Source organism: Endozoicomonas acroporae (assembly GCF_002864045.1).
In the GTDB taxonomy this organism is placed as follows: domain Bacteria; phylum Pseudomonadota; class Gammaproteobacteria; order Pseudomonadales; family Endozoicomonadaceae; genus Endozoicomonas; species Endozoicomonas acroporae.
The window spans coordinates 1-23,967 of the sequence record NZ_PJPV01000103.1 but is presented as its reverse complement, the minus strand read 5'-3'; the positions used below and the strand labels follow the sequence as shown (position 1 = coordinate 23,967).

Below are 23,967 nucleotides of genomic sequence, written 5' to 3'. Positions count from 1 at the left end.
CGGAGTCCACATCCTTCGACAGGCTCAGGATGAACGGGGGTTTGCTGCTCAGGATGCACGGAGTTTTGCTGTACGGAAGGCGCTGAATGAGAACGGGCAAGATGGGACACAAGTGACCAATCTCCTCGCATTATGGCCTCTTTCTTTTTCCTGCTCCAGCCCTTGATTTTCTGTTCGGCCGCCAGAGCTTCCTCACGGCAAGGGAAGGCTTGTTGATACTTTAATTCAACGGGTAGGCGATTGGCTGTATAACAGTCTGGAAAATACCGCAACTGATGCTGGGCCAGTCGCTGTTCCAGGTTGTCTGTGTGTCCTGTGTAATAACTGCCATCTGCGCATTGCAGGATGTATACAAAGAAAGACATGAATGGTTCCCGTTGAACTCCTGAGGAATCCTCGGTTGTTGGTTAAAGGCTGGCAAGGATACCACACTCTATTAACTCTGGGTTTTGAGCCTGTCAGTAGAAGGGCATAGACTCCAGCCCCATGATAGATCGTACCAAACACCCTTCGACTCCGCTCAGGGTGAACGGAGATTGTACACGTCAAACTCATTGAAATGATGTGCGGTTGCGGCACACCCTTCGTCCGTGCATCCTGAGCGGAGTCGAAGGGCGCTCAGGGTGAACGGAGATTGAGTGTCATCGGGAAGTTAATGAAGGGCCCTGTTCCTGACAGCCAGAGAAAGGTCTGGGTATAGCGGCTGATAATTTCCACCAGCCCACGACCGGTGTCCGCCTGCAATTGTGGGGAGGCTGCTGCTTTGCGCACCAGCTTAGGGGCCGCTTCAAGCTCCTGGGCATTCTGCTCGAACCGCTGCTGGTTAATGGTGTAACCACGGGTCAGGTGCTCTTTCAGGGTGCTGGTGGCCCACTGGAGCTGCCGCTGGGACAGCCAGATGGTTTCCTGGTCCAGCAGTACCTGAATATTCCCCTGGCTGGCTTCATAAATGGCAATGTTAAGGTCGGTGTCGGCCACGTTATCTCCCGCTCCGGTTGGTCAGTGCTTCGCCAAGGATAGTTTGCAACTGTCCAAGCAGCCCTTCCAGCTCCTGCTGCTGTTGCCGGTAGCTGGCCAGCAGTTCGTCCGGATCGTGGCTGATGGTTTCGCCGACATGGGGGTTTTTGATATCCAGGTTGAAATTACGAGCGGTCACCTCGTCGATACTGACCTTCCAGGCTTGCTCATTTTCTACCCGTGCGGCAAAACCGTCCGCCTCATTGCCCCACCAGTCCATCTCTTGTTGAAATTCTTCAAACTTCATTGGGCGGGTTTTGCTGTAGTTCTTTACGCCTGCCGGGTAAGGGTGTTCGTAGAACCAGATCTCCTTCGTTGGCTGGCCTTTGGTAAAGAACAGGATATTGGTTTTGATGCCGGTGTACGGATTAAACACGCCGTTGGGCAGGCGCACGATGGTGTGCAGGTTGCAGGCTTCCGTCAGCAGTTTTTTGATTTTGGTTTTGACGCCCTCGCCAAACAGGGTGCCATCGGGCAGAACCACTGCCGCACGGCCACCGTCTTTTAAAACCTCAATGATCAACTGCAAGAACAGGTCGGCGGTTTCCCGGGTCTGCATTTCCGCCGGGAAGTTTTTCTCAATGCCATCTTCTTCGGTGCCGCCAAATGGTGGATTGGTGACGATCACATCTACCTGATCATCCCAACTGGAAAGCGGCTTATTCAGGGTGTTGCCGTGTTTGATCTGTACCGGCACCTCGATGCCGTGGAGCAGCATATTGGTGGTGCAGAGCAGGTGCGGTAGCTGCTTTTTCTCTACGCCATGGATCTGCTGTTGCAGGGTTTGATGATCGGCAGCGGTTTTCACCTGGTCTTTCAGATGATCCACTGAGCAGGCAAGAAAGCCGCCGGTGCCACAAGCCGGGTCCATAATGCTTTCGCCCAGCTGCGGGTTGATGCGATTGACCATAAAGCGGGTGACGGCTCTGGGCGTATAAAACTCACCGGCATTACCGGCGCTTTGCAGGTCCCGCAGAATCTGCTCGTAGATATCGCCGAACAGGTGTCGTTCTTTGGAGTCGGTAAAATCCACCTCGTTCAGCTTGTTGATTACCTGACGGAGCAGGGTGCCGTTTTTCATGTAGTTGAAGGCATCGCTGAAGGCTTCCTTCACCACAAAGCCCCGGGGGTTTTTATCCACAGGGGCGATCAGGTTTTTCAGGTCCGGGAACAGGTCGTTGTTGATAAAGCCCAGCAGCTCATCACCGGTTATGCCCTGCTTGTCTGCCGCCCAGTTGCGCCAGAGGTATTCTTCGGGAATGGGTGAGCGGTAGTCGTCCAACTCGAATTCCAGTTCTTCTTCCTGGGCATCGAAGATTTTCAGGAACAGCAGCCAGGACATCTGGCCAAGGCGCTGGGCATCACCATCGACACCGGCGTCTTTGCGCATGATGTCCTGGATGGATTTGATCACGGAACTGATGGACATGGGGGTTCTCTTTTAAAAGCTGTTTGAACCACAAAGACACGGAGGCACAAAGGAGGAGATGGATTGTTTTATTCTTCACGCTCTCTGAGAACAACCAAAAAACTTTGTGTCTTTGTGCCTTTGTGGTTCCAAAAAAATCAGGCTGAACGGTAAATTTCCGCTTCCAGCTCGCTGATGGCCTGTTCGTAATCCGCCGGTTTGCCAAAGCCTTTTTTGACGATCTCGATAGGGCGGCCAATGGCAGTGAAGGGCGCTACCTTCAAAACATTCTTGTTCTCGATCTCCTGCACACCGGCATCGGCGTATTTATCCAGCAGGGTATTAAGAACGATCTGTGCCGTGTCGGAGTATTTGGTGAAGTAGTTGCGCTTCTTCACGTTCTCCGCCCGCTCTTTGCGGGTCAGTGGTGGCTGGTCGTAGACCACATGGCAGATCAGATCGAAGGGGTCGAGGTCTTTGCCGACTTCTTCGGCCAGCACCTCCCAGAGGATACCTTCGTTTTCCAGTTCATCAATAATGGCCTGTTTGCGCCCGGCAGACTGCCACTTTTTGATAAATTCATCCAGCGAGGTGAACTGTCTGGCCATGGTTTTGCGGGTGTAGTCTTTGAACGACTCGGTGACCAGTTTGCCATCAGTGTCGTAGTACTGCACCCGTTCGGCGATGGCTTTTACGGTGACGCCGTTGACATGGAATTTGCGGACCTTGTTCTCGTCATCAAAGCCTGAGGTGTCTATATCGGTTGATGAAGAGTCCGTGCTGCTGACATTGTACGAGCCTGGCTCTTCATTTACTGAATGATCGGACTCCTCATCGGCAGGGTTGTTGAGGATGCTATCCAGTTCATCGTCATCACTGTTAATGGTCTGGCTGCTGGTATTAATGACTTTTTCCGGGATGCCGTCAAAACGCTCATCGGCAAACAGCTCTGTCGCCTTTTTGAAATCCAGAATGGTGAACCACAGCTTGTTGTAGCGGTCATCAATCCGGGTACCACGGCCAATGATCTGTTTGAACTTGGTCATGGATTGGATGGACTGGTCCAGCACCACCAGTTTGCAGGTTTTGGCATCGACGCCGGTGGTCATCAGTTCCGATGTGGTGGCGATTACCGGGTAGGGCTTTTTGGGGTTGATGAAGTTATCCAGCTGCGCCTTGCCCAGGTCGTCATCGCCGGTAATCTTCATCACATACTTGTCGTTTTTGGCCATCTGTTCCGGGTTCAGGTTGATCAGTGCCCGGCGCATCCGTTCGGCATGGTCAATATCGTTACAGAAGACGATGGTCTTGGCCATGGGGTCGGTGCGTTTCAGGTAGCTGATGATGGTCTGTGCCACCAGCTGGGTGCGCTCGTCGATCACCAGGGTGCGGTCAAAGTCTTTCTGGTTGTAGATACGGTCTTCGATCACTTCGCCGTGTTTGTCCGTCTGGCCCTTGGTGGGTCGCCAGCCTTGCAGGTCAACATCCAGATCGACACGGACCACTTTGTAGGGTGCCAGGAAGCCGTCTTCAATGCCTTCTTTCAGGGAGTAGGTGTACACCGGGTCGCCAAAGTAATCGGTATTGGAGACTTCGTCAGTCTCTTTGGGGGTGGCTGTGAGGCCAATCTGGGTGGCGCTGTTGAAGTATTCGAGAATCTCCCGCCAGGCACTGTCTTCGGCGGCGCTGCCCCGGTGGCATTCGTCGATCACGATCAGGTCAAAGAAGTCCGGGTCTACCTGTTTGTAGGCTTTCTGGTGCTCTTCCGGACCCGTGAGTGCCTGGTACAGCGCCAGGTGGATTTCGTAAGCCGGGTCTACCTTGCGACCGGTGATTTTGGTCATGGCCGTGCCGAAGGGCTGGAAGTCGTTGATGCGGGTCTGGTCCACCAGCACATTGCGATCTGCCAGGAACAGAATGCGCTTCTTGCTCTTGGCTTTCCACAGTCGCCAGATAATCTGGAAGGCGGTGTAGGTTTTGCCGGTGCCCGTTGCCATTACCAGGAGTACCCGATCCTGACCTGCTGAGATTGCTTCTACGGTTTTGTTGATGGCCTGTAGCTGATAGTAACGGGGCGACTTGCCGCTGCCATCGTCGTAGTAATCCTGGGTGATAATGGACAGCTGTTGTTCGGTATAGCCTTTCCAGAGGCAGAGCTTTTGCCAGAGCTGTTCCGGTGATGGGAAGTCTTCCAGCCGGATTTCGGTTTCCAGGGTTGCCGGATTGGTTTTGTCATGGAAGATAAAACCGTCGCCATTGGATGCAAAGGCAAACGGCACATCCAGCAGACGGGCATAATCCAGCGCCTGTTGCATCCCCTTGCCGATCTCATGTTGATTGGCCTTGGCTTCCACCACCGCCAGCGGCAAACCGGGCTTGTGATAGAGAACAATATCCGCCGACTTCACTTTTTTGCGGGCAGCCGCCTGACCACGCACCACTACCTTGCCATCCCGCAGTTTCACTTCCTGACGGATCTGGGTCATATCATCCCAGCCTGCGTCTTTGATCGCCGGGAGGATAAACTTGGAAATGATATCGGACTCAGTAAGCCTGGATTTGTCGATGGGCATGGCGGTGCATCCGGTCACGGCGTTGGGTTGTGGGGCATTGTCGCATAATTGGGGAAGGGATAAACAGAGGGGATCCACAGTGGTCGCTCGGCATCAACCTTCGCCTTCCACCAGTCGGGCAACAGCAGGCCAAGCGGCTCTACGGTGCTTTCTCAGGTAGAAGTAGGGTCTGCGGGTTTTGCCTTTGAGCGTACTGATCCATTCAAAGCCGATGACCTGCTCCCTGGTCTCGATTTTTCCGGCATCATTCCAGACCGGATATGGCAGGATTTTATGCGGCTCAGGCATTGGTGGAGGTGTGCTGGTGTCTCTGCTTTGGCTGACAGCAGGCTTTTGGTCAGCCGCAGTAACCGGACAGGTTTTGCTTTTTTTGAAAGGGGTGTTGCTGGTGGTCATATCCCTGACTCCTGTAAGACATTTTTTGGAATGGCTTGGGAGTCAGGATATGGCTGAAAAATAGTGAGTTATAGAGTGAAAGTTGGACGTTTGCATTTCAAAAACCAGCAGATTGATTTAACCAAAACCAAAGGCAAGCGAATTCGCAGCATTCCCCTCGATGAAGATCTCTATGAAGCTGCAAAACAGCACCTTGAACAGCAAGGCTCAGTGTACGCGCAGGGGATTTGCCAAGGCAGTCAAACTCCCAGGAATAAGCTTGCCAGAAGGACAAAACAGCCATGTACTCAGACACACCTGTGCCAGTCATTTTATGATGAACAAGGGAAATATCATCGTTCTCTAGGACAACGGATATCAAGCTGACCATGAAATATGCAAAGTTTGATCCTGAGCACTTCAAGGATGCTATCAACCTGAACCCGTTAGCCCAGCTTGAGCGACAAAGTCCTCGGCTTTGGCATCCTGCGTCGCCCTATCTCCCACATCCATGTGGTCGTGCGCGAGATTCGGGGCAGTTTATGAAATATCCGGGCTCGTACTCAGGAACTATTTTTCCAACCGGGTATCTAATAGAGAATATTCATCTCAAGCCATAAACAGGAACTGAACCGGCGTATGGGCTTGTATCTCAACATTTAATAAGGGAAGTATCTGCATGCTGGATATGAATCCACCTTTGGTTACCAAATTCAGCGTTGGCGTTTCAGATTCTACTGCCCCTTCGGCCCGCCTGGCGGAGATTCGAAAAGAAGTGACCGCCTTCTTCAGGCAATGCTGCCTGGCTGACGTTCCCGGCTCCGGCTATTGCCAGACCAAAACCCACCAGCATCAATGTGACCTGTCCGCATTCACCAATTGGGATCACTTCGTCCCCGCACCAGTGAGTGCCACCCTTTTCCACTTCCACCAGCGCGGGGGAGGTTCTGGCAGTAGAACTATCACGATAGAGCCACCGAGGAACCGGACCCTCATACTCCGGCCTCCCGTTCTAAGGCTTAGGGATGCGTCTGCGCCAGGCTCTGTATTGAGTCCTCCATCTGCCAGACCTGAGCATTCCTTGCCTGTGGCGGGTGCAGTAGGTGGCAGCAGAGCAGCAGAACTGCCATCAGGGAGAATCTTCCTGCTCGACGAGGTTAAAAAGCGGGCTATAGAATTAGAGCAAGTGGCTGACCAGCTGACTAAAGTCGATAAGGGCTCCAGTACAGTTGCTCAGTTGGAAGCAAGGCAGAAACAAATCAATGACCAAATAAACGCCATTAAAAGCGTCTATCAGCAACGTTACGGAATGGAATTGATAAAGCAGTTTGTGCAGTGGCAAGCAGCAGTGCGTAGTGCTCTGTGCAAGGAAGCTTCAACAAGCCCACAGACGTTTGATCAGCTGCAAAATCAGATAGGTGTCCATCTCGACGAGATAGAACTCTTTTTGATCAAGGACTATCACGACGAGTGCAATAACCTCTTGCAACAACTGCACAAGGCAAAAACCGCAAAAGAAGTCAATGATCGCGCCAACTTTGTGCGGGATTTGATCAACGCCAACAATTCGGTATTGCCCAATCAGTTACAGGGGGGCGACGACGACCATCTGTACGGTTACTTTGACGAACTGAGAGAACAACTGGCAAGCCTGCAATGCATTTTGAAAATGCCCGATATCAGTGCTGCGGATCAGCAAAAGACACGACAAAACATCATCATCATCACGGCAAAAGTGGAAAGAATCGCTGAAAGTTTCGCAGCAATTTCCCGTTACGATCGCCTGCGTGACTCAAGCCATTTGTATCCCGGGCAGCTTGCTGAAATGCAACAGACCATCAGAAAAGGCAAGCGCCTGAGCAGCACAACCCCCTCACCCCAGGATCAGGAGCGCCGGGCACTGGTGGCAAAACTGAAACAGGATCACCCTGAAGTCACCATTGATGAAGATGCGATTTTGGACATGGCAGAGGAAGATTTCCAGCTGGTGCTGGCACTGCTAGGGAAACAAACACTGACCAAAGCCCAGCAGCAAACCCTGCAAAGAAATGACTGGCAACAAACTGACCGTAACAATCTGGTGGTTAACCGGGGCAATGAAAGGGTCCGCCTCCATATTTATGAAGACCGGTATCAGTTAGTAGATAACATAACCGGTGACATCATTGGCTCACTGACCCCTGATCGCTGGGAGCGAATCAAGCAGCGCCTTAAAGATGAGAGGAAGAGCCTGAGCGAGGTTACCCATCAGATGATTGTTGATGATTTCGTAAAATTCCCGACATCGCCCTATCAGTATCAATGGTGTCATGATGTTCACGGAGACTAGTGCAGGAAAGCGTTAACACCCATATAGCCTAACTCTGCGTGGGAATGCAACCGGGGTGGTCTGTACCCATATTAAAGTTAATGATAATGATTTGCATTTGATATTTTTTATAATTATTATCCCACCGTTGTTTATTCTCATTGCGTATTTTTTTCAGCATGAGAACCGGAAGAAGCAGGCGGTCATTGGCGACTGTCAAAAGGCAACTGGTGGCTGTCAAAGCCCACACTGGTACAGATTGAAATTCATGAAATTTTCAAAAAATACGCTGGCGCTGGCTGTGATGGCGGCCACCGTTTCTCTTGCGCAAACCTCGCATGTTTTGGCTGAAACGGCAACAGAAAGCACCGATAAAAAATATCAGCCGACCCTGATGAATCAGGTAACGGTAACCGCTGCACGTTCTGAGAAGCAGTTGAAAGATATTGCTGGAACGATCGTAGTTATGGATGAAGAGCAGCTGGAAAAGCAGATGGCTACCGATATCAGAGACTTGGTTCGTTACGAGCCGGGCGTCAGTGTTGGTTCCGATGGTCGTACCGGGTCTGAAGGTTTTAATATCCGGGGTATGGAAGGCAACCGGGTTAAAATCATGGTGGATGGCATAGACCAGCCGCAGCAGTTTGACTCTGGTTTTACTTACCAGCGTTCACAAAGAAACTTTATTGATATTGATGCCATTAAAGCTGTGGAAGTTGTTAAAGGCCCTGCATCAAGCCTTTATGGAAGTGATGCTATTGGGGGTATTGTTGCTTATCAGACAAAAGACCCCTCTGATTACCTGAAGTCTGATGGTGATGATACTGCTGCTTCGGTAAAAGGCACTTACACCAGTGCAGATCATGGCTTTGCAGAAACGTTCACCCTGGCAAATCGTACAGGTGATCTTGAAAGTATGCTGATCTACACCCGAAGAGATGTTGAAGAACTGGAAACTCATAGTGGTGCAGATATTGAAGGTAATGCAAGAGGCGCTGCTGATCCTCTGGATACCGGCAGCAATAACTTTCTGGGTAAATTACAGTATCAGGTGAACGATGATCATCGAGTTGGTCTGACTGGTGAATACCTGGACGCTAAGACTAAGGTTAAGCTGAAGTCAGGAGAAAAACTGCTGCCAGGTGGTACAACAGGCGAAGATATTGCCAGCCGTAAGCGTATTGGTGCCTTTCATGAATGGGAGGCAGGTCTCACGGCTTTTGATAGTCTGAGAACCCAGCTGGACTGGCAAGATTCAAAGATGGACCAGACGACCTGGATCCCGGCCACAAGTAGATACAATGACCGTAAGAATGTTTACTTCTATGGAGAAAAAAGCATTCAGCTGGCGACTCAGTTTGATAAACAGATTCAGTTAGGTAATACCGAACATAGCTTTGTTTATGGTTTTGATATCAATGATGTGAAAACAGAAAACAGAAATATCAGTTACGAGACCGGGAAAGATCCTGCTGACAAAACGTACATTCCAAGTGTTGATAAGCTGACATATGGCCTTTTTGTTCAGGATGAAATTACTTTAACTGACCGGTTGGTTTTAACCCCCGGGGTACGATTTGACAGTTATAAGTATTTTCCAGCAGGAGATGAGCTGGAAAAAAGTACAGAGAATAAACTGACTAGCCGACTTGGTGCTGTTTATGACTTGAACGATGAGCTTTCCGTTTTCGGTCAGTATAGCCAAGGGTTTAAAGCGCCCGATTTATACGATATGTACTATACCCATAAGGGTATAGGCTTTGATGGTAAACCCTATAAAACCATCTCAAACCCGGATCTGAAGCCGGAGGAGAGCCAGTCTGTTGAGTTTGGTTTAAGAGGTGATGATCATAGAGGTAGTTTTGAAGTTGTAGCTTTTTATAATCGCTACTCAAACTTCATTGATACATTCACTGATATGAGTGACCCAACATACACCGGAGGAATCACTCAAGCACAGAATATTGGTAAAGCGGAAATTCAAGGTGTTGAACTCAGGGGGCAATTGTGGCTTGACGAAACAATCGGTGCCCCTATGGGAACAACCTTACGAGGGTCTCTTGCGTATGCTGATGGTGAAGATAAAGAAAATGATGAAAAGCTGAACAGTGTTGCGCCCATAACTGCTGTGATCGGTCTTGGCTATGATGACCTTTCCGGAAACTACGGTGGTGAGCTTGCCTGGACGTTGGTTAAAGATAAAAGTGACTCTGATGTCAGTGACTCCGAAGCGCCAACAGGCAAAACCCAGTTTAATCCAGCAGGTTACGGGCTTGTAGATCTAACGGCTTATTACAGTCCTGTGGAGGATGTTACGTTAAGAGCGGGCTTGTTTAACATCACTGATAAAAAGTACTGGTTACTGGAAGATGTCCGTGGTCGTAGTTTTGGAGATCCTGAACTTAACCGCTACACCCAGCCCGGCCGTAACTTCTCTGTCAGCGTGCAGTGGGATATTTAATCGTTCCATCCTGACCTCGTTCACACAGTCCCCGGGTTGTTGCGAAAAACAGCTTTTGCTCTGTCTTTTGCAACAACCCCGGTTCCCCGTCGGAACGAGGAAAGCCGAGCACCCTATTACGGCTTAACTTCCTGAATTACCGCTACTGATACAACACATGCCTTATAAAGCTTATAAATGGTAATGCTATTAGTAACCACAAACGTTGCCTCAATCAGACTACCACCGATAGACCCGGTCAACAGGTTGTGCACCAGCCAGCAGCAGGAGTTCAAAAGGATCAGTGATCGCATCGTACCGGCCATGACGGAAGAGAGCTTTGCCGATGTCCACTCTTACCTGGGCTTTGCTGACAACGGTGCCATTGTCACCGAAGCCTATTCAACAGACGTCGACTTCATCTTTTCTAACGTTCTAATATACGACTGCAACGTATTCAGTAACGTTGATGACTCCAGATAGAGGGCATGGCTGTCAGAAGTCCCGTTCTGCTGTCCTGTCTCTGTCTGGCTATGTGCGTTGAACAGATCTTTTGTCTCTTTCTTAAGGGCTTTTTGCAAACCTTCCAGCAGGTGAATGGTGTCTGTGATGCGGTTTGCGTGTTGTCGCCTGTCATCTTGCGCAGAAGGGTGGGTATCTTGCAGCCGGTGAATAAGGTCGGAGGCGTAATCGACACCCTGTTTCAGTGGCTGCAATGCTTCTGTCAGATTGGCGGGTTTCTGGCTGACCAGCCTCTCTGCCAGAGGCTTTACTTTCGGACGGGTGAAATCTGCACTGGACAGTAAAGTCCGCTTTACCTCCTGCTGAGAGATGATGCTTCGCTTCTTTATCCCGGACATTGCCTGATCGTTTTGTCGGGTAGAGCCGTTGCCGGGGCTGTCCTTGTCCATGATGTGTTCATCCTGAATCCGATAAAGGTATTTGGCTACCGTGTTATCGGCTACTTGTGAAATAACCAGAATTTACAGGATATGGTCGTACAGAATTCGATAGTACTACCGCCTGATTCTGAAGGGCACAAAATTGTCATTGTCAGTTATAAGTCAGAAGTCACGTTTTATATATATAAAAACTTGAGCTTTTGTTTGTTATAGCTATTTTCACACTGTGGAATTTTGGCTTCTGGGATCTTTGGTCGCTATTCCTGTCTTAAAAATAAATTGAGATGTTATCGGTATGATAGAATCAGGGTTTCCTTTGAGCCTTAAAACTCAGTTACCAGACAATGCTGTTTCATTAACTCCAATTGAACAGTTAAATGGTGTAGAGCATGTCTTTCAGCAGTTTGCTGATAAACTGCCCCATCAAATCGCAGTTGAACTCAGACAGAAAGATACCCTGCGCGGAATGGAAATGAAAGGAAGGCCGGGAAGCAAGATTGAAAGCATGGCAGAAAAATTAAAAGAAGGTCCGGTCAGCTTTATTATTCAATCAAAAGACCAAAATAACACCTCCGATAAATTAATGATCACCTGTTTTTTAAATAAGCCAAAACCGGGTTGCTTTATCTGTAGAAATGATGAAAACATCATGATTAATGTAAAAAATACGTCATGTGATGTTTATCAAAGTGTGGCGAATGGTTTCTGGATAAGTGGTGAGGGGGAAGATGGGGCGGGAAGCATTCACTGTCTGCTTGATTTCGGGCAGCGGCGGGTTATGGATTATCAACTGGCGACATCAGAATCCACCGGTTCACCGGCTGGCAACTATCAGGTGGTTGATTCAACACTGCAGGTAAACGACTTTATTATTCCAGCAGTGACCCATCTGGAACGTGCCAGTCATGATGGTGGTCGATATGGTACACACAATGCTGTTTTTGCCAACGGAGCCGCTATTCCAGCGGCACTGTTTGAACACGACTTTGACCATTGGAACAGCCCGCCGGAAGCCTACCGCATGTTGTTCAGAAGTTTGGGGGGGGCTCTGAGCCATGCCTCAAAAAATCCGGAGCTTGACCTGCGAACATTTTTGCATGTCTTTATCACTACCTGTATCGGCTCCGGACTGATTCTGGGAGGGGATGAAGCCGCGGCGGCAATACAAACAGCCAGGGGGTTTCCCAGTACCAGTGTTATTGGAACACCGTCGGATAACCCGGTCTTGGAAAGGTACAAATATGCCGGTATCACGCTCAGCCTGGCCAGTTTCTTCGGTTTTCAGACCACTAAGAATGCCCTGGGAGTCAGTAGCCAATTTATTGAAAATCCCGCTGAGAAACGCTGCTTAAGTGCGAAAATGTGGGTGATGGAAGTTTTTGGCAGTCAGGTGCTTTCGATGCTCACCCTCGGGGCCACCATTGCCGGGGGAGAGTACATTGTTACCGGCAGTACTGAAAAAAGTAACCCCCGCAAGCTGTTTACCGACCTGCTTTTAGCACAGACGGTTGTTCTTGGTCTGGGGGCTGGCGTGCAGTCCAGGATGATTGACAAAGGTGTGTCTCCGGCCAAGACATGGTTGTTTTTTGTCCTCTTTCGGTTAGCCATATTCAGGAGTGCAGCCCTGGGGGTTCAGGTGATGACCGATCATCTGTTTGCCGATGGCGTTAAACCGGGGAAAATTCAGAGTATTGTGATAGCCAATGTCATTAATGAGCTGATGATCACGATTTTGAGTGGAATGTCTTATCTTTCCGGAAGATCAAAAGCCACGGATGGTTCAGAAGAGCAGCTGATGGCCTATGAACAGGATATACGGGAACTGGCAACTGAGTCCGAATCAGCCAAAGGTCTTGACACTTACGCTGATGATCATCAAATTTCTGTCCATCCATTGAACCGGTTTCGGTTGAATTTAAGCCGATCCATTGATGCTGCGCCGAAAACGCTCTGGGGTAAAGTGGCTTATTACTGTTTGCACCGGGATCCGCAGGGCGTGCTGTCTCAAGTGGTCACCAGCCCATTTCTCAGTGCTCTCTCTGGTCAGTCAGACGCTGAATATCGCGATGTTTTAAAGTTGCATCAGGCGTTATTAAAAGATCGTTCAGTGTCCCTGCCTGTCAATAAACCTGAAGCCAGGGGACTACCGGTATAATCTTAATGGCAGCTGTTAGCAGAGGCGATGATTGATCATGGATTACGATGATTATGTTCAGGAAAAGTATTTTTCACTGTTCCGGGAAAGCCCTGGTCTTACCGAGGATGATCTTGCCGTATCAGAAACCGACACCGTTAAAGAAAGAGAGCTTAAGCAGTTTATTAAAGACAATTACCTGAACCGAGAAGCAGAACCCATACCCGGCAAAAATGATCCCTGCGATATTGATGAAGAGATCAGTCAGGTGAAGCAACTGTTAACAGGATTGCTTGAGTCGGGAGAGATTGACCGGGAGATTGTCCTTGAGGCGCTCAGTTATGGACTGACAGAAATGGTGGATTTTCTTCACCACGAACCGGATCATCACTATTCGTTCAGTGAGCAGGAGAAGGCTGAACTGCACAGTATGATGAAGACGGTTCTGCAAAAGACAGAAACAGAGGAACATCAAGCCATTTGTGAATCCCTGTTCCCGGACATGGTCAACTATCTTGAGTCCGTAGTGGCTAAAATCAGGACTCCAAGGTTCTGATAAGAAGCAGAGCCCTCTTTTGATTTCATTTTGCTTTCTTTGATCGCTACTCTTATCTTTAAAAATAAATTGAGATGTTATCGGTATGATTGAATCAAGGTCTTCTTTGAGTCTGAGAACTCAGTTCCAGCACAATGATTTTTCATTAACGCCGATCAATACTTCTGAGGAAGTAGAGTCCATACCTCAGCAGTTTGCTGAAGTTGATGGCCTATGAGCAGGATATTAGTAGACCTGTACCTGAATCCGGATCAGTCTGTTTTCTTGAACTGGACACTTACGCCCATGACCAGAAAATTTCCGTCCATCCATTAAACCGGTTTCGGTTGAATTTCAGTCGATCCATTGATGCTGCACCGAAAACGCTCTGGGGTAAAGTGGCTTATTACTGTTTGCATCGGAGTCCCGTGGGTGTGCTGTCCAAAGTGGTCACCAGTCCGTTTATCAGTGCTCTCTCTGGTCAGTCAGACGCTGAGTACCGGGATATTTTGAAGTTGCATCAGGCGTTATTAAGAAACCGTGCAGTGTCCTTGCCAGTCAATCAACCTGAAGTCAGGGAGCTACCGGTATAATCTGATGGTTATTGGCAGCAGCTAACAGAGGCGATGATTGATCATGAATTACGATCATTATTTTCAGGAAAAGTATTTATTATTGACTGGCTGCACTCATGGTTGAACTAGGAGGCTGTCCGAGAATAGACTGCCCTACTGCGGTTGCGATAAATTGGTCTAAAAATTCCTGCTTCTTCGTCAAATAGCCCCGCTATTCTCCTCAGAATCAGAAATTTTTATCCTCAATTTCTCGCAATCCTCGCTACGGGCGCTATTCTCGGACAGCCTCCTAGGCAGGCCTTACCAAACCTGCCAGACGTTTTTACAAGGAGGGGTTTCAAAAGAGAATCACTTTTCTGGTAGACGGTGCTTGATCATCTGACCAAGGGTGAGAATATCTTTTCGAACCTCTTTTACCTGACTCTCCACGCCTTCAAGACGCTGATTGATGCCACCAAGCCACTCATTGGTACTGCTGAGACGCTCATTGTTTTCATCCAGCCGTTCATTGGCTTCATCAAGGCGTTCGCTGTTTTCACCGAGGCGTTCATTGGTCTCGTTTAATCGCTCATAGGTTTCATCAACACGCTCATGAGTTCCATCAACCAGTTTGTTGGTTTCATCCAGCCGACCATTAATGGTGTCCAGATGCTCACTGATATCATCCAGAATTTTGTGGGTATTCGTCATTAACTCACTGGTGCGTTCAAAACCGGACAGCGTGGCCTGGGCCAGTTCGGAGACATCCTCTTTAACGCTGGTAACCTCTGCCTGAATACCGGACATATTGACCTTGACGCCAATGATCTCATGCTGGTTTTTCAATGCGATGTGTTTGATATCCGCCATCGCTTTTACCAGTCCATGAATTGTGTTGTAGAGGGACTGGTGTTGCTTCTCCAGCATCTCAACTCTTGTTTCTAGCGACATACAGCTACCTGTCTTTTGTTGTTACAAAGCCTTGTGTTAAACCATTTTGTAGTTAGACAGCCATGCAGCACCCATATTAGAAATTATGGGAAAAAAAAGTGCTATTTATCAACCCGGGATTCAGGCGATGGCTGCTCTAAAGCTATGCACTGACTGCATGATCAGCATAGCAGAGCTTCAGAGTGTCATCGGTTTTATTGATGAGAGAAATAAAAAGAGTGGTTTATAGTGGAATGGTGGTTTGGATTAAATCGGACATGATGCTCAATTAAACCTGAATAATCAGGAAGCTGTTAACCTGACAACAACGAAGTAAGCAGTGTGTGGCAGATACGCAGGTATCAGGCATTGCCACACTTTATAATCAAATGAAGAGGGGTGATCTTGACAATAAAGTAAGTAAACGTTTATGACGTGTAGAAGATACTCAAGTTTCCGGAGCAGGTAGCATCGTCATTATCTGTTCAATGCTATTAACTATTTCAGGAGCCAGATGTTTAAATACCTCTGCATGGTCCCTTGCTGATGTCTTCTGGATAGCGCTCAATATTGAGTTACAAAGCATATCTTTTTCACTCTGAGTAAAAGAAAATGATTGCTTTTTATTGTCACTCATGTGCGCAACCGTTTTGGTAATAACATCCGAGAGACTGTTCAGCAGTTCCTTTGTTTCAGCATCCTCAGGGTTTGCCTGTTTCGCAAACACCTGGTTTAATCGATTTACTTTTTCGGGTAAATCTGAAGGGTTCATCTTTTGACCTTTCTCCCTGTTAAGATTGCTGGTTTATTTTGCATAATTCAATAGCTCACGTTCATGGGTATGGAAAAAACTGCCCATTTAAAATTTATAAGGTAGTACCGGTTTTATCGGTCGCTAAATACGTTTTTTTTATTTGGTTAATATGTTTTATCTCTGATAAGTTATTAGACAGTTTTAATAATTTGGTTAACTACTAATGTCCAGCATCACTGGGTACGAACAATCTTTTGTACTTTTCTAGAGATCGCTCTTAGGGTAGACATTAAGCGTCTACTCCCCTCTTCGGGAAGTTAAAGATGGAACCACGAAGGACACGAAGAGCACAAAGAGGAGATTTTCTTTTCCTTCGTGCTCTTTGTGTCCTTCGTGGTTCCATTCAAAAGCCATTGAAAATGGAGGGGTAAGCTTAATGTCCACCCTAAGAGAGATCGTTAATCTTTTGTACTTTCATTGGGCACATAAGGGTAATTTGCTTCCATGGCCATGATTAGAGAAAAGGCATTTCGTGTGGCTTCCTGCCTTGCCTCTTTGCATTCTTTATGGACAGGCATTCCAGAACGGTAGACAAAACCATTTCTTTCCCGTTTCATTTTAACCTCGTTTGTCGTTTGATAAAGACGTTTATTGGTCTTATAAGGACCACCGCAGTTATGGCAATTATGCTCATACTTTATGAACCCTTCTTCTTCTACCTCGACATTTTTACGCAATTTAAATCTCGCCAGTTGCTCGCTCAATTGCGTATCCAGACGTTCATACTCTTTGTCATCCAGAACAGCGAATGCCTTACCCGGTATCGTTCTGTTGTTGTCCACTTCCATTGGCAGTTCTGAATCCTCACTGGCTTGTGATGGTTCTGGCTGTCGGGTTCTTTGATGAAATTTTTCCAGCACTGTCTCAATGATGGTTTGCTGATGTTCTTTGGAGGTAAAGTCAACAGGCTTTATCCATTTGTTTTTATCAGGAAGCAGTCGTTGCATCAGCTGAGCATACTGGTCTTTCTGGCTGGTGGAAATAAATCGTTGGATCTCTTTGATTCGTGATTGTAACTGTTCCCGCTCAGGCTCTGCCAGCTTGCTTAAAGAGTCCTGACGGCATAATAAAAAAACAAGCAGGGTCAGCTGATGGGCAACCACACTGAAGCCAGTCTTTGAGGCGTTAATGATCTTGTCCAGCGTGAGTTCCGCTTCATTATCCAAACCTTGTGCTGCATATTTCTCAGGATCTTTGGATTCACGCTCCATTACCCTGACCAGGTATTCTATAAAAGCATTAATGATTAGCCTTGGCTTTAATGCATCGCGTTCCTGGCTACTGATACCGTCCAGCTGGTTCCAGGCAGACACCAGATAGTTGATTAAAAATGCAAAGTCTTTCAGGTTATTCTTAGCCAGTGTTCCTGAAAATGCATGTACCATTAACCTCAGGTTTCGATACTTTCTATCGGCATATAACTCACCGATTTCGTGGTGCGTATTGATAGCATTCACCATTAAATCCAGGAAGCATTGAGATGGGAGCCAGTCCTCGCCATTTTTCAGTGCATCGACCATGGTCATGGTCATGGACTTCATGATGATGTTATTGGCATCACAGGCGGTGAGAGCGGCCCTATTGTAAGGCAGGCTCAATGTTTTGTGGGCAAAGTCAATCAGCTGTTTAATAACCGTGATTTTTTCATAAACTTGCATCTCCTTGTCCATAACCGGTAGCCAGGCATTGGCTTTAATTCCCCACTGCATGCCATCCCGATAACGCTGGGCGGTTTCAGGTGTCTCCGGGGAAATGGTTAGTTCGTACTGTGATGCCAGATTACTGGCTTTAGCCATGGTTTTCGTCGGTTTTAATGATGCTTTCCACTCCCTGCAATTATACCATTCCCATTCTTTAGATGGTTCTTTAATAAAAATAACCCCCAGTCTTTTTGTGTGTTTCCTGTTACGATTTTTATTTTTGATGTCTTGTTTTAAACGGGTAATTGCTTCGTTCAAATCATCATCGTTTTCAATCTTTTTTTGACCATAATACACATCGGTTAACTCATGTGAGTCACTTGTTATATAACGAAGCTTCATGCTCAATACTTCTTTTAACTCACTTAAGGTGAAGGCTTGGAACGGTTCAACTTTTACTTTTTTTGATCCAATTCTCAATTCAGTACCAGAATAATTATATCCGGGAGGATACGATAGTAATTTGCCTTCACCATCACGATAGGTGATGAAGAATCGGTTTTTAGGGGTAATATGAATTTCGCCGACCCTTCCTTGTGGATCAAGCTGTATCGGGTAAAAGTAGTCTGCTTTGTGTGGAGTGATCAACGTTTTTCCATTGCGTTCGAGCCTCATCATCACCTGATTTTTTACTGACAACTGATCTTCCCATTGGCCACTGGGTTCGATAACTATGGGTTCCACCGATATGCAGCCTGACACATCCTTGGGGGAGTAGATCATTACCCGTTCAAATATTTCGCCATAGGAGCCTGCTGCTGGAAAGTCGTACGCTGTGGGCTTGATGAGGGAAAATTCCGGACGGTCAAAATTTTTCTGGTAGATCATTTCCGGGTCAACATCGAATGACAGTGAACTGTTGCTACCTTTGGCCCGTTGGTTGACGGACGCGATCTCCTTTGCAATATGACGCTTCAGACGTTCAAGCCCTTCGGACCCTGAAAACATTTTTACCTTGTCCCGATGAAACTGATTGAAATAAATCCTGGGTAGATGAAGGGTTTTGGGATCTGGATAGTGCAGTGCGTAACCTGTTCCTTCTTCCCAGAAGTCGGTGTCCATAATAAGAAAATTCATCACATTCATCATTTGTTGCACCCGGTCAAAATTATAGCTGCTGTATTTTGCAGCATCGTGTCCTTTCCAATAATCCGGACAGGCAGAGTGCGGAATGATCTGGGCAAGGCACAACTCTCCATTAAACAGATGAGCAACCGGCGGAGCCAATAGGACTTTGACCGATGGCCCTTCATTGTGCTTATCAGTATTGCTGAAATCGAATTCAACCTTGTAGCAAGCGCCTTCCCACCAGCCAAAAGGGGCAACAAATTCAGCGCTCACTTTCATGGCATTGTCATCGGGAATGGTCAGGGCAAATTTTCCGGGATAGTGCTGGTCCATAAAGGACTGGATATGATCCCTGGCAAGGCCTATCTCCAGTTGCAATCTTGCGCCATTCACACCTGGATTGAATCGCTTGAACGAAGCGGCCCCGCAGCCTTCAGGGTAATCATAAGAAGGGGCTTTTGCTGTCGGGGTTAGCTCTCTTTGCAGGGTATTGACAACCTCACAATTATTGACAGAGTAATCATTCAGGGAGAGTCTCTGATCAGACTGCCCTTGCTCCAACTGATCCATCGGCTCATGGGTTGGCGGTATGCTGCGGATATTGCTGCCATTTCTGCTGGCAGGTGAGCCAGCGGACTCGTCGTCAGAAAAAGAATCAATGGGACGTTTAGTCGCTGGGGAATTAATGGAGTACATGTTTACTTCCTTATTCTGTTGGTTAGAGTTATGAAGTTTATTGGTTAAAAGTTAACTGAAATGACATAGTTAAATAATTATTACAACCAGGCCACAAATGGTTTAAAGGGCTCTTGTGTCTTTTGGTCAGTTAAAACCATCTCCAGAGAATGAATCATAGTGTCTACCTGTTCTTTCTTTTTGTTCAGTCTGTCTAGCAGCTGTTGATTTTTCAAAAGTTCGTGATCATGTTCACCCGCTGCCATCATTTCAATATCGTCGTTATCACCAATCCCGGTTGGCTCGGGTGTTTCGATGTTGAAAGCCCTTATTTTACAGTCCAGCTTTTGAGGAATGACTTTTAATTTTTCCAGTACGGATAAATGAACATGACCGGGTTGAAAAGAGAGAAAAAATATCATCTGACGAAAAGCATAGGCAATATTTTTATGTTCCTGCAACCTTATCTTATCAGGATTGGCCGGGTTATAGCGGATACATTTTTGCACAATCCAGTCGGCAACCTTGTGGCTCAATTGCTGCCCATCCTTACCTCTCAATTGCTCTGACAGGTTTAAAGCATTGGTCAATGTGGCCAGATTATGTGTGGTGATCACCTGTTGCCACTCAACGACTTTCCCATTTTCGGAGGGCCAGACGAGTTTACGGACATAATTATTTCTATCAGTCCAGGTGTGCGTGCGGGCATCACTTTTATGCAGGCATAGATCATAAAAATCTTCGTTTTTTTCAAGTTTGGCTATGCCTCTGTAATCAAGCCCGTAATATTTTTCATAAAGTGTTCCCTGCATCAGGCTGGCAGCCTCTTTGGCGGCCTCAAGGAATTTTTCAGAAAATCGGTGCTGGAATATATCGGTTGCAATCTCCTCGGTCAGTGGAAGTTGCCCCATAGAGGATTCTGGTAGCTCCTTGATCAATTGACCAAATGATTTGATAAATCTATTGGGCAAAATGGTCTGGGGAAAATAGGTAAAGACTTGAGAAACCATATCAGCGATAAGGTTTTCTGCGTTCTTTACTCTTTTGCCCTGGTCTATGGGAGTGATTGCCTGTAAATGTTTTACCCAGGGCAGTTCATCCATCCTGACCTGATGTTCCAAGTTCAGCAGAAGCAGAGAGCGTCGTTTGTTGAAGGCCAGTGCAACATGTGCGAACAAGGTGGCCAGTTCGGGGTCAAGTATGCTGTCACTTCTGACCACGGGTACGATCTCCAGGTATTTGCTGGCCAGTACTTCAGCAGAGGTGATATCTCGCTGTTCAAGCAGTTCACTCAGCGGTCTTGGCTGAAGTGCTGCCAGTAATTTCTTAACCGGTTCGGGCATTCCTGCTACGTCCATTGTCAGGTCGTCCGGAGTTACCTGAACACAGTCTTTTAACGACTGCAGCTGCCTGATCAGTAACTGGCCTGTACGGTATGACTGTCTGTATTGTTCAAGCCAGCTTTGGCGTTCGTTCAGAGCTTTCTGATACCGTTCACTTTCAGGCAACCCCTGCTTGCGATGGATATCTGCCAGGGTTTTTCTCAACGTTGACTGTATTTTTTGAAAACCTTCGGTATCGGAGGAGCACCTGCGTTCAGGCGGGTACGCCAGTAATATTTCCAATGAACGTTGCAGAATCCGCTCACTCCCACGTTTGCGGGTAGTGCGGTACATCAATTCGGGGTGTTGCGTTGTTATCTGCTCTCTATCTACCTGGTACTGTTGGGCTTTATCTAACCACTCTGGTGTGACTGTGGCCAGAGGCATGCCGCCACATAGCTCCCCAGCAGTGTTGTAATAAGGCAAATCCCCTTCTACTGTATCCCGGATCAGTGCCAGAAGCCGATCCTTCAGTGGCAGCCACTGATCAAATACCAGTGCATTTTTATCTAATCGCTGTCGGGTAGTGGTTTTGTGCTCAGGGGCAGGGCCAAACCGGTTGTCCAGTTGAGTCAGTACATCTTTCACGCTTTTCATGGCCACGTTACCGTTCAGTTGCAGTGGCTGTTCGGCAGGTTCAGGGAAAAACCTGACTTTTCCCATAAATGGGGAGATTGTGTTAATCAGCTGTTCAGCTCTGTCATCGTGTCCGAACCATTGAAACGTCATCAGAATCAACATAACCGCTTCTTCAGGGGTGTTCACACGATATTTTCCGCTTAGCAGCATGGTGCAGAGGCGGGTAGAATGCGGTTCAGTAAACCAGATGCGGTTAAGTGATGACCTGATGTTTTCAAGATCATTGGCTTGGTCGTTGGTTACTGATATTCCTAACTGATTGGCCAGCTCTATTTCATAGCCTCTCAGTGGCCCTCCGGCCGCCAGCTGCCCGGTGGTAAAACCGCCGGTCATTACCTCGGGTGTTAACCAAACCGGGGTATCGGCAATCGGCGCTCTTGAGCCATGGATCAGGGTTCCATTGATGGTGCCCTGGATAGTTTGCAGTAATTGCTCGATTTTCGATCTGGCACGGCTGCGGTCAACCGGGTCAACATGTTCTGATATGGCCGTCCTTCCCGCTGTTAATAACAGACCGGAAAGGTAAGGAATGCCGAAGGTACTTGAGATACTGTCGTATTGATTGAGGCTGGAGGCCTGTTGAGCCACTATATTATCTGGCGGGATTAATTGTCTTGAGGCGATGTCAGCATTGCTTATGGAACTGCCATTGAAGGAGCCTTGGGATGTGATGACATCGTCAACAATCTGGTCAGGATTTTGGTTTGAACAAGTAAATAATTCCGCAGGATTCATACAGACTCCGACTTAGTCAGCTGATGCTAGGAGCCTGTCGGACTTAAGACTGTCCTACTGCGGTTGCGATAAATTGGTCTAAAAATTCCTGCTTCTTCGTCAAATAGCCCCGCTATTCTCCTCAGGAGCAGAAATTTTTATCCTCAATTTCTCGCAATCCTCGTTACGGACGCTTAAGTCCGACAGGCTCCTGGTAAGCAATTTCGATTCGATCTACTGTTCTTTCTCAGGGCTTCGATTGAACGTACACAATTAAGTTCCCTGATTTGGTTAACAACTTAAACACCCTTCAAAAAGTGCAACGATAAAGCAAAGAGTGTTTTCGCTCTTGTTGGGAATTAAATCGATAATGGTGAACTGAAAAGCTATCCTGACGAAAAACATCAACGGGTGTAAATCTGATGAATCGTTTAGCAGAAACGGGTAGCTTTGCAGGTTCTGGTCACTGTGCCGATCAGGCAACAGCGATAGCAGTCAATCAGAAAGGTATCCTTTCAAGGTTTAAAGTTTCAGACGCAGGAAAAGATATTCTCAATGCCATTTTGCATTTCAAGCATAACAAGGCGGATATTCCTGCCGTTGCTGCTGTAAATGCCTATAAATCACTGAGTGGTCGAGAAGTTGGGTTATTTGAAAATGTATTAGACAACTACCTGCCCCACTTTTTAAGTCAGCAAGACAATACCGCGACTCAACATCAACAGGATTTTTTTGTGAATTTTTCCCAGTATCAGTTGCTTTTGAAGTTAGAAAACATGGTGTAGATAACCATTGCCGACTGATCGAGCGTGGAAATGCTTTTGGACTCGATCCCCCGGACAGTCTTAAGTCCGACAGCCTCCTGCTGACTCTTGGGTAGACATTCCGGGAGGTCGGTACAATTGAACTAATTCTGGTCTGACTGGTCAAATCAAAAAACAAATTAATAAAAAGGATTTTAATATGATCCCGTCTACCTCCGTCCAGCTAAGTTGGCTGGAAAATATTCAGTACAACTACAAAACTTCAGGATTGCATAAAGCCCTGTTCGCTGTCTTCTGCTTTTCCGGCAACTCCAGAACCATCTCAGTCGCCGCAGACCGGAATTACATCAACACCTATCCTGATTCCGGGCTGACAACGGCTCTTAAAAAAGTTACCAGCAGGACGGTGACTTATGGACCACCGGGCAACTTGCAGGTTCAGACGGCAACACCCGGGCCAGCAGCTCAGGATGACACCAAGACACCGCCCACTACTCAGGAAACAGTCCGGTTTTCATCCCCTGAACCGGTTGCCCCTGCGCCCAAAGAAGACCGGTTTTTACTCAACCACCGAATTCAACCACCGAATATTGTCCCGATAAAATCACAGCCAGAGCCTTTGGTAACCAATTCCCATAACCCGGAAAATGAGGGTGCATTTGTGCAGCCCGCTGTTCAGAACAGCCCTGAAAGCAGCTCGGCAGGTACTGAGAGCCAATACAGTGTTTCTGCACAGCCTGATACCAACAATACCGATAATGCTTCTGCCGATCGGGCGGAAAGTGTCGTGGGCAGGCACAGCCAGCCTGAGCCAGGCTACCGGGCGAGGTACGGTGGCAAAGGCATGTTCCTGAAACACATGCAGGAACACGGTATTCCGGTACCTGACTTCCGTTGTCTGGGGGTAACTATTCAGCACCCCTAACATAAATCTGGAATTTTCTGATTTTTATACCATCCTCTTAACCACTGTTTTTTTATTAATATTTAGCCAAAATGGTTCAAAAGCCACCTGCACCTTTATCGACTGAGATT

The 23,967-nt window shown here is 47.5% G+C and carries 19 protein-coding genes; 8 read left to right on the top strand and 11 right to left on the bottom strand.

Features of this window, described 5'->3' with window-relative positions; genetic code table 11:
* The 5 genes from CX664_RS17020 to CX664_RS17000 form a co-directional block, all read right to left on the bottom strand.
* Positions 1 to 365 (bottom strand): GIY-YIG nuclease family protein (locus CX664_RS17020; RefSeq protein WP_146000085.1); only part of this gene is annotated, 365 nt, incomplete at its 3' end.
* Between the two features lie 253 nt (positions 366 to 618).
* The gene (locus tag CX664_RS17015) at positions 619 to 978 is read right to left on the bottom strand and encodes a virulence RhuM family protein (protein WP_219622216.1); all 360 of its coding nucleotides are present in this window, start codon (positions 976 to 978) and stop codon (positions 619 to 621) included.
* A gap of 1 nt (position 979) precedes the next feature.
* Positions 980 to 2,446: an N-6 DNA methylase gene (locus CX664_RS17010; protein ID WP_101747902.1), complete on the bottom strand. Its 1,467-nt coding sequence runs from the start codon at positions 2,444 to 2,446 to the stop codon at positions 980 to 982.
* Positions 2,447 to 2,583: 137 nt separating this feature from the next.
* Positions 2,584 to 4,998 (bottom strand): EcoAI/FtnUII family type I restriction enzme subunit R, encoded by a 2,415-nt coding sequence (gene hsdR, locus CX664_RS17005; RefSeq protein WP_101747901.1) that lies wholly within the window; start codon positions 4,996 to 4,998, stop codon positions 2,584 to 2,586.
* A gap of 93 nt (positions 4,999 to 5,091) precedes the next feature.
* Positions 5,092 to 5,394, bottom strand: coding sequence for a hypothetical protein (locus CX664_RS17000; protein ID WP_101747900.1), 303 nt, complete (start codon positions 5,392 to 5,394; stop codon positions 5,092 to 5,094).
* Between the two features lie 75 nt (positions 5,395 to 5,469).
* Between CX664_RS17000 and CX664_RS16995 the strand changes: the two genes are divergently transcribed.
* The 3 genes from CX664_RS16995 (at position 5,470) to CX664_RS16985 (ending at position 10,142) form a co-directional block, all read left to right on the top strand.
* Positions 5,470 to 5,760: a hypothetical protein gene (locus CX664_RS16995; protein ID WP_163371741.1), complete on the top strand. Its 291-nt coding sequence runs from the start codon at positions 5,470 to 5,472 to the stop codon at positions 5,758 to 5,760.
* A gap of 292 nt (positions 5,761 to 6,052) precedes the next feature.
* Positions 6,053 to 7,702 carry a hypothetical protein gene (locus CX664_RS16990; RefSeq protein ID WP_101747899.1) on the top strand — a complete coding sequence of 550 codons (1,650 nt, stop codon included), beginning with the start codon at positions 6,053 to 6,055 and terminating at the stop codon, positions 7,700 to 7,702.
* A gap of 247 nt (positions 7,703 to 7,949) precedes the next feature.
* The gene (locus CX664_RS16985) at positions 7,950 to 10,142 is read left to right on the top strand and encodes a TonB-dependent hemoglobin/transferrin/lactoferrin family receptor (protein WP_146000083.1); all 2,193 of its coding nucleotides are present in this window, start codon (positions 7,950 to 7,952) and stop codon (positions 10,140 to 10,142) included.
* Between the two features lie 116 nt (positions 10,143 to 10,258).
* Here CX664_RS16985 and CX664_RS16980 read toward each other — a convergent pair whose 3' ends face one another.
* Both CX664_RS16980 and CX664_RS16975 read right to left on the bottom strand, forming a co-directional pair.
* A complete protein-coding gene (locus CX664_RS16980) occupies positions 10,259 to 10,396 on the bottom strand; it encodes a YgjV family protein (protein WP_241693509.1) in 138 nt (45 codons plus the stop codon).
* A 123-nt stretch (positions 10,397 to 10,519) separates the two neighbouring features.
* The gene (locus tag CX664_RS16975; RefSeq protein ID WP_101747897.1) at positions 10,520 to 11,032 is read right to left on the bottom strand and encodes a hypothetical protein; all 513 of its coding nucleotides are present in this window, start codon (positions 11,030 to 11,032) and stop codon (positions 10,520 to 10,522) included.
* 307 nt (positions 11,033 to 11,339) lie between these two features.
* Between CX664_RS16975 and CX664_RS16970 the strand changes: the two genes are divergently transcribed.
* The 3 genes from CX664_RS16970 (at position 11,340) to CX664_RS16960 (ending at position 14,285) form a co-directional block, all read left to right on the top strand.
* The gene (locus CX664_RS16970; RefSeq protein WP_101747896.1) at positions 11,340 to 13,178 is read left to right on the top strand and encodes a hypothetical protein; all 1,839 of its coding nucleotides are present in this window, start codon (positions 11,340 to 11,342) and stop codon (positions 13,176 to 13,178) included.
* Between the two features lie 37 nt (positions 13,179 to 13,215).
* Entirely contained in the window at positions 13,216 to 13,713 is a 498-nt protein-coding gene (locus tag CX664_RS16965; RefSeq protein WP_101747895.1) for a hypothetical protein, read from the top strand.
* A gap of 206 nt (positions 13,714 to 13,919) precedes the next feature.
* Positions 13,920 to 14,285 carry a hypothetical protein gene (locus CX664_RS16960; RefSeq protein ID WP_101747894.1) on the top strand — a complete coding sequence of 122 codons (366 nt, stop codon included), beginning with the start codon at positions 13,920 to 13,922 and terminating at the stop codon, positions 14,283 to 14,285.
* Between the two features lie 330 nt (positions 14,286 to 14,615).
* Here the strand turns inward: CX664_RS16960 and CX664_RS16955 are convergent, their stop codons facing one another.
* The 4 genes from CX664_RS16955 to CX664_RS16940 all read right to left on the bottom strand — a co-directional run bounded on the left by CX664_RS16955 (position 14,616) and on the right by CX664_RS16940 (position 22,189).
* Positions 14,616 to 15,197, bottom strand: coding sequence for a coiled-coil domain-containing protein (locus CX664_RS16955; RefSeq protein ID WP_146000082.1), 582 nt, complete (start codon positions 15,195 to 15,197; stop codon positions 14,616 to 14,618).
* A 427-nt stretch (positions 15,198 to 15,624) separates the two neighbouring features.
* On the bottom strand, positions 15,625 to 15,948 hold the full coding sequence (locus tag CX664_RS16950; protein ID WP_101747892.1) for a hypothetical protein: 324 nt from the start codon (positions 15,946 to 15,948) through the stop codon (positions 15,625 to 15,627).
* A 440-nt stretch (positions 15,949 to 16,388) separates the two neighbouring features.
* On the bottom strand, positions 16,389 to 19,454 hold the full coding sequence (locus tag CX664_RS16945) for a hypothetical protein (protein ID WP_101747891.1): 3,066 nt from the start codon (positions 19,452 to 19,454) through the stop codon (positions 16,389 to 16,391).
* A gap of 80 nt (positions 19,455 to 19,534) precedes the next feature.
* Complete coding sequence (locus CX664_RS16940; RefSeq protein ID WP_101747890.1) at positions 19,535 to 22,189, bottom strand: hypothetical protein; 2,655 nt, start codon at positions 22,187 to 22,189, stop codon at positions 19,535 to 19,537.
* A gap of 401 nt (positions 22,190 to 22,590) precedes the next feature.
* Here CX664_RS16940 and CX664_RS16935 point away from each other — a divergent pair, with 401 nt between their 5' ends.
* Entirely contained in the window at positions 22,591 to 22,953 is a 363-nt protein-coding gene (locus tag CX664_RS16935; RefSeq protein WP_101747889.1) for a hypothetical protein, read from the top strand.
* A gap of 178 nt (positions 22,954 to 23,131) precedes the next feature.
* The gene (locus CX664_RS16930; protein ID WP_101747888.1) at positions 23,132 to 23,857 is read left to right on the top strand and encodes a hypothetical protein; all 726 of its coding nucleotides are present in this window, start codon (positions 23,132 to 23,134) and stop codon (positions 23,855 to 23,857) included.
* Positions 23,858 to 23,967: the final 110 nt, after the last annotated feature.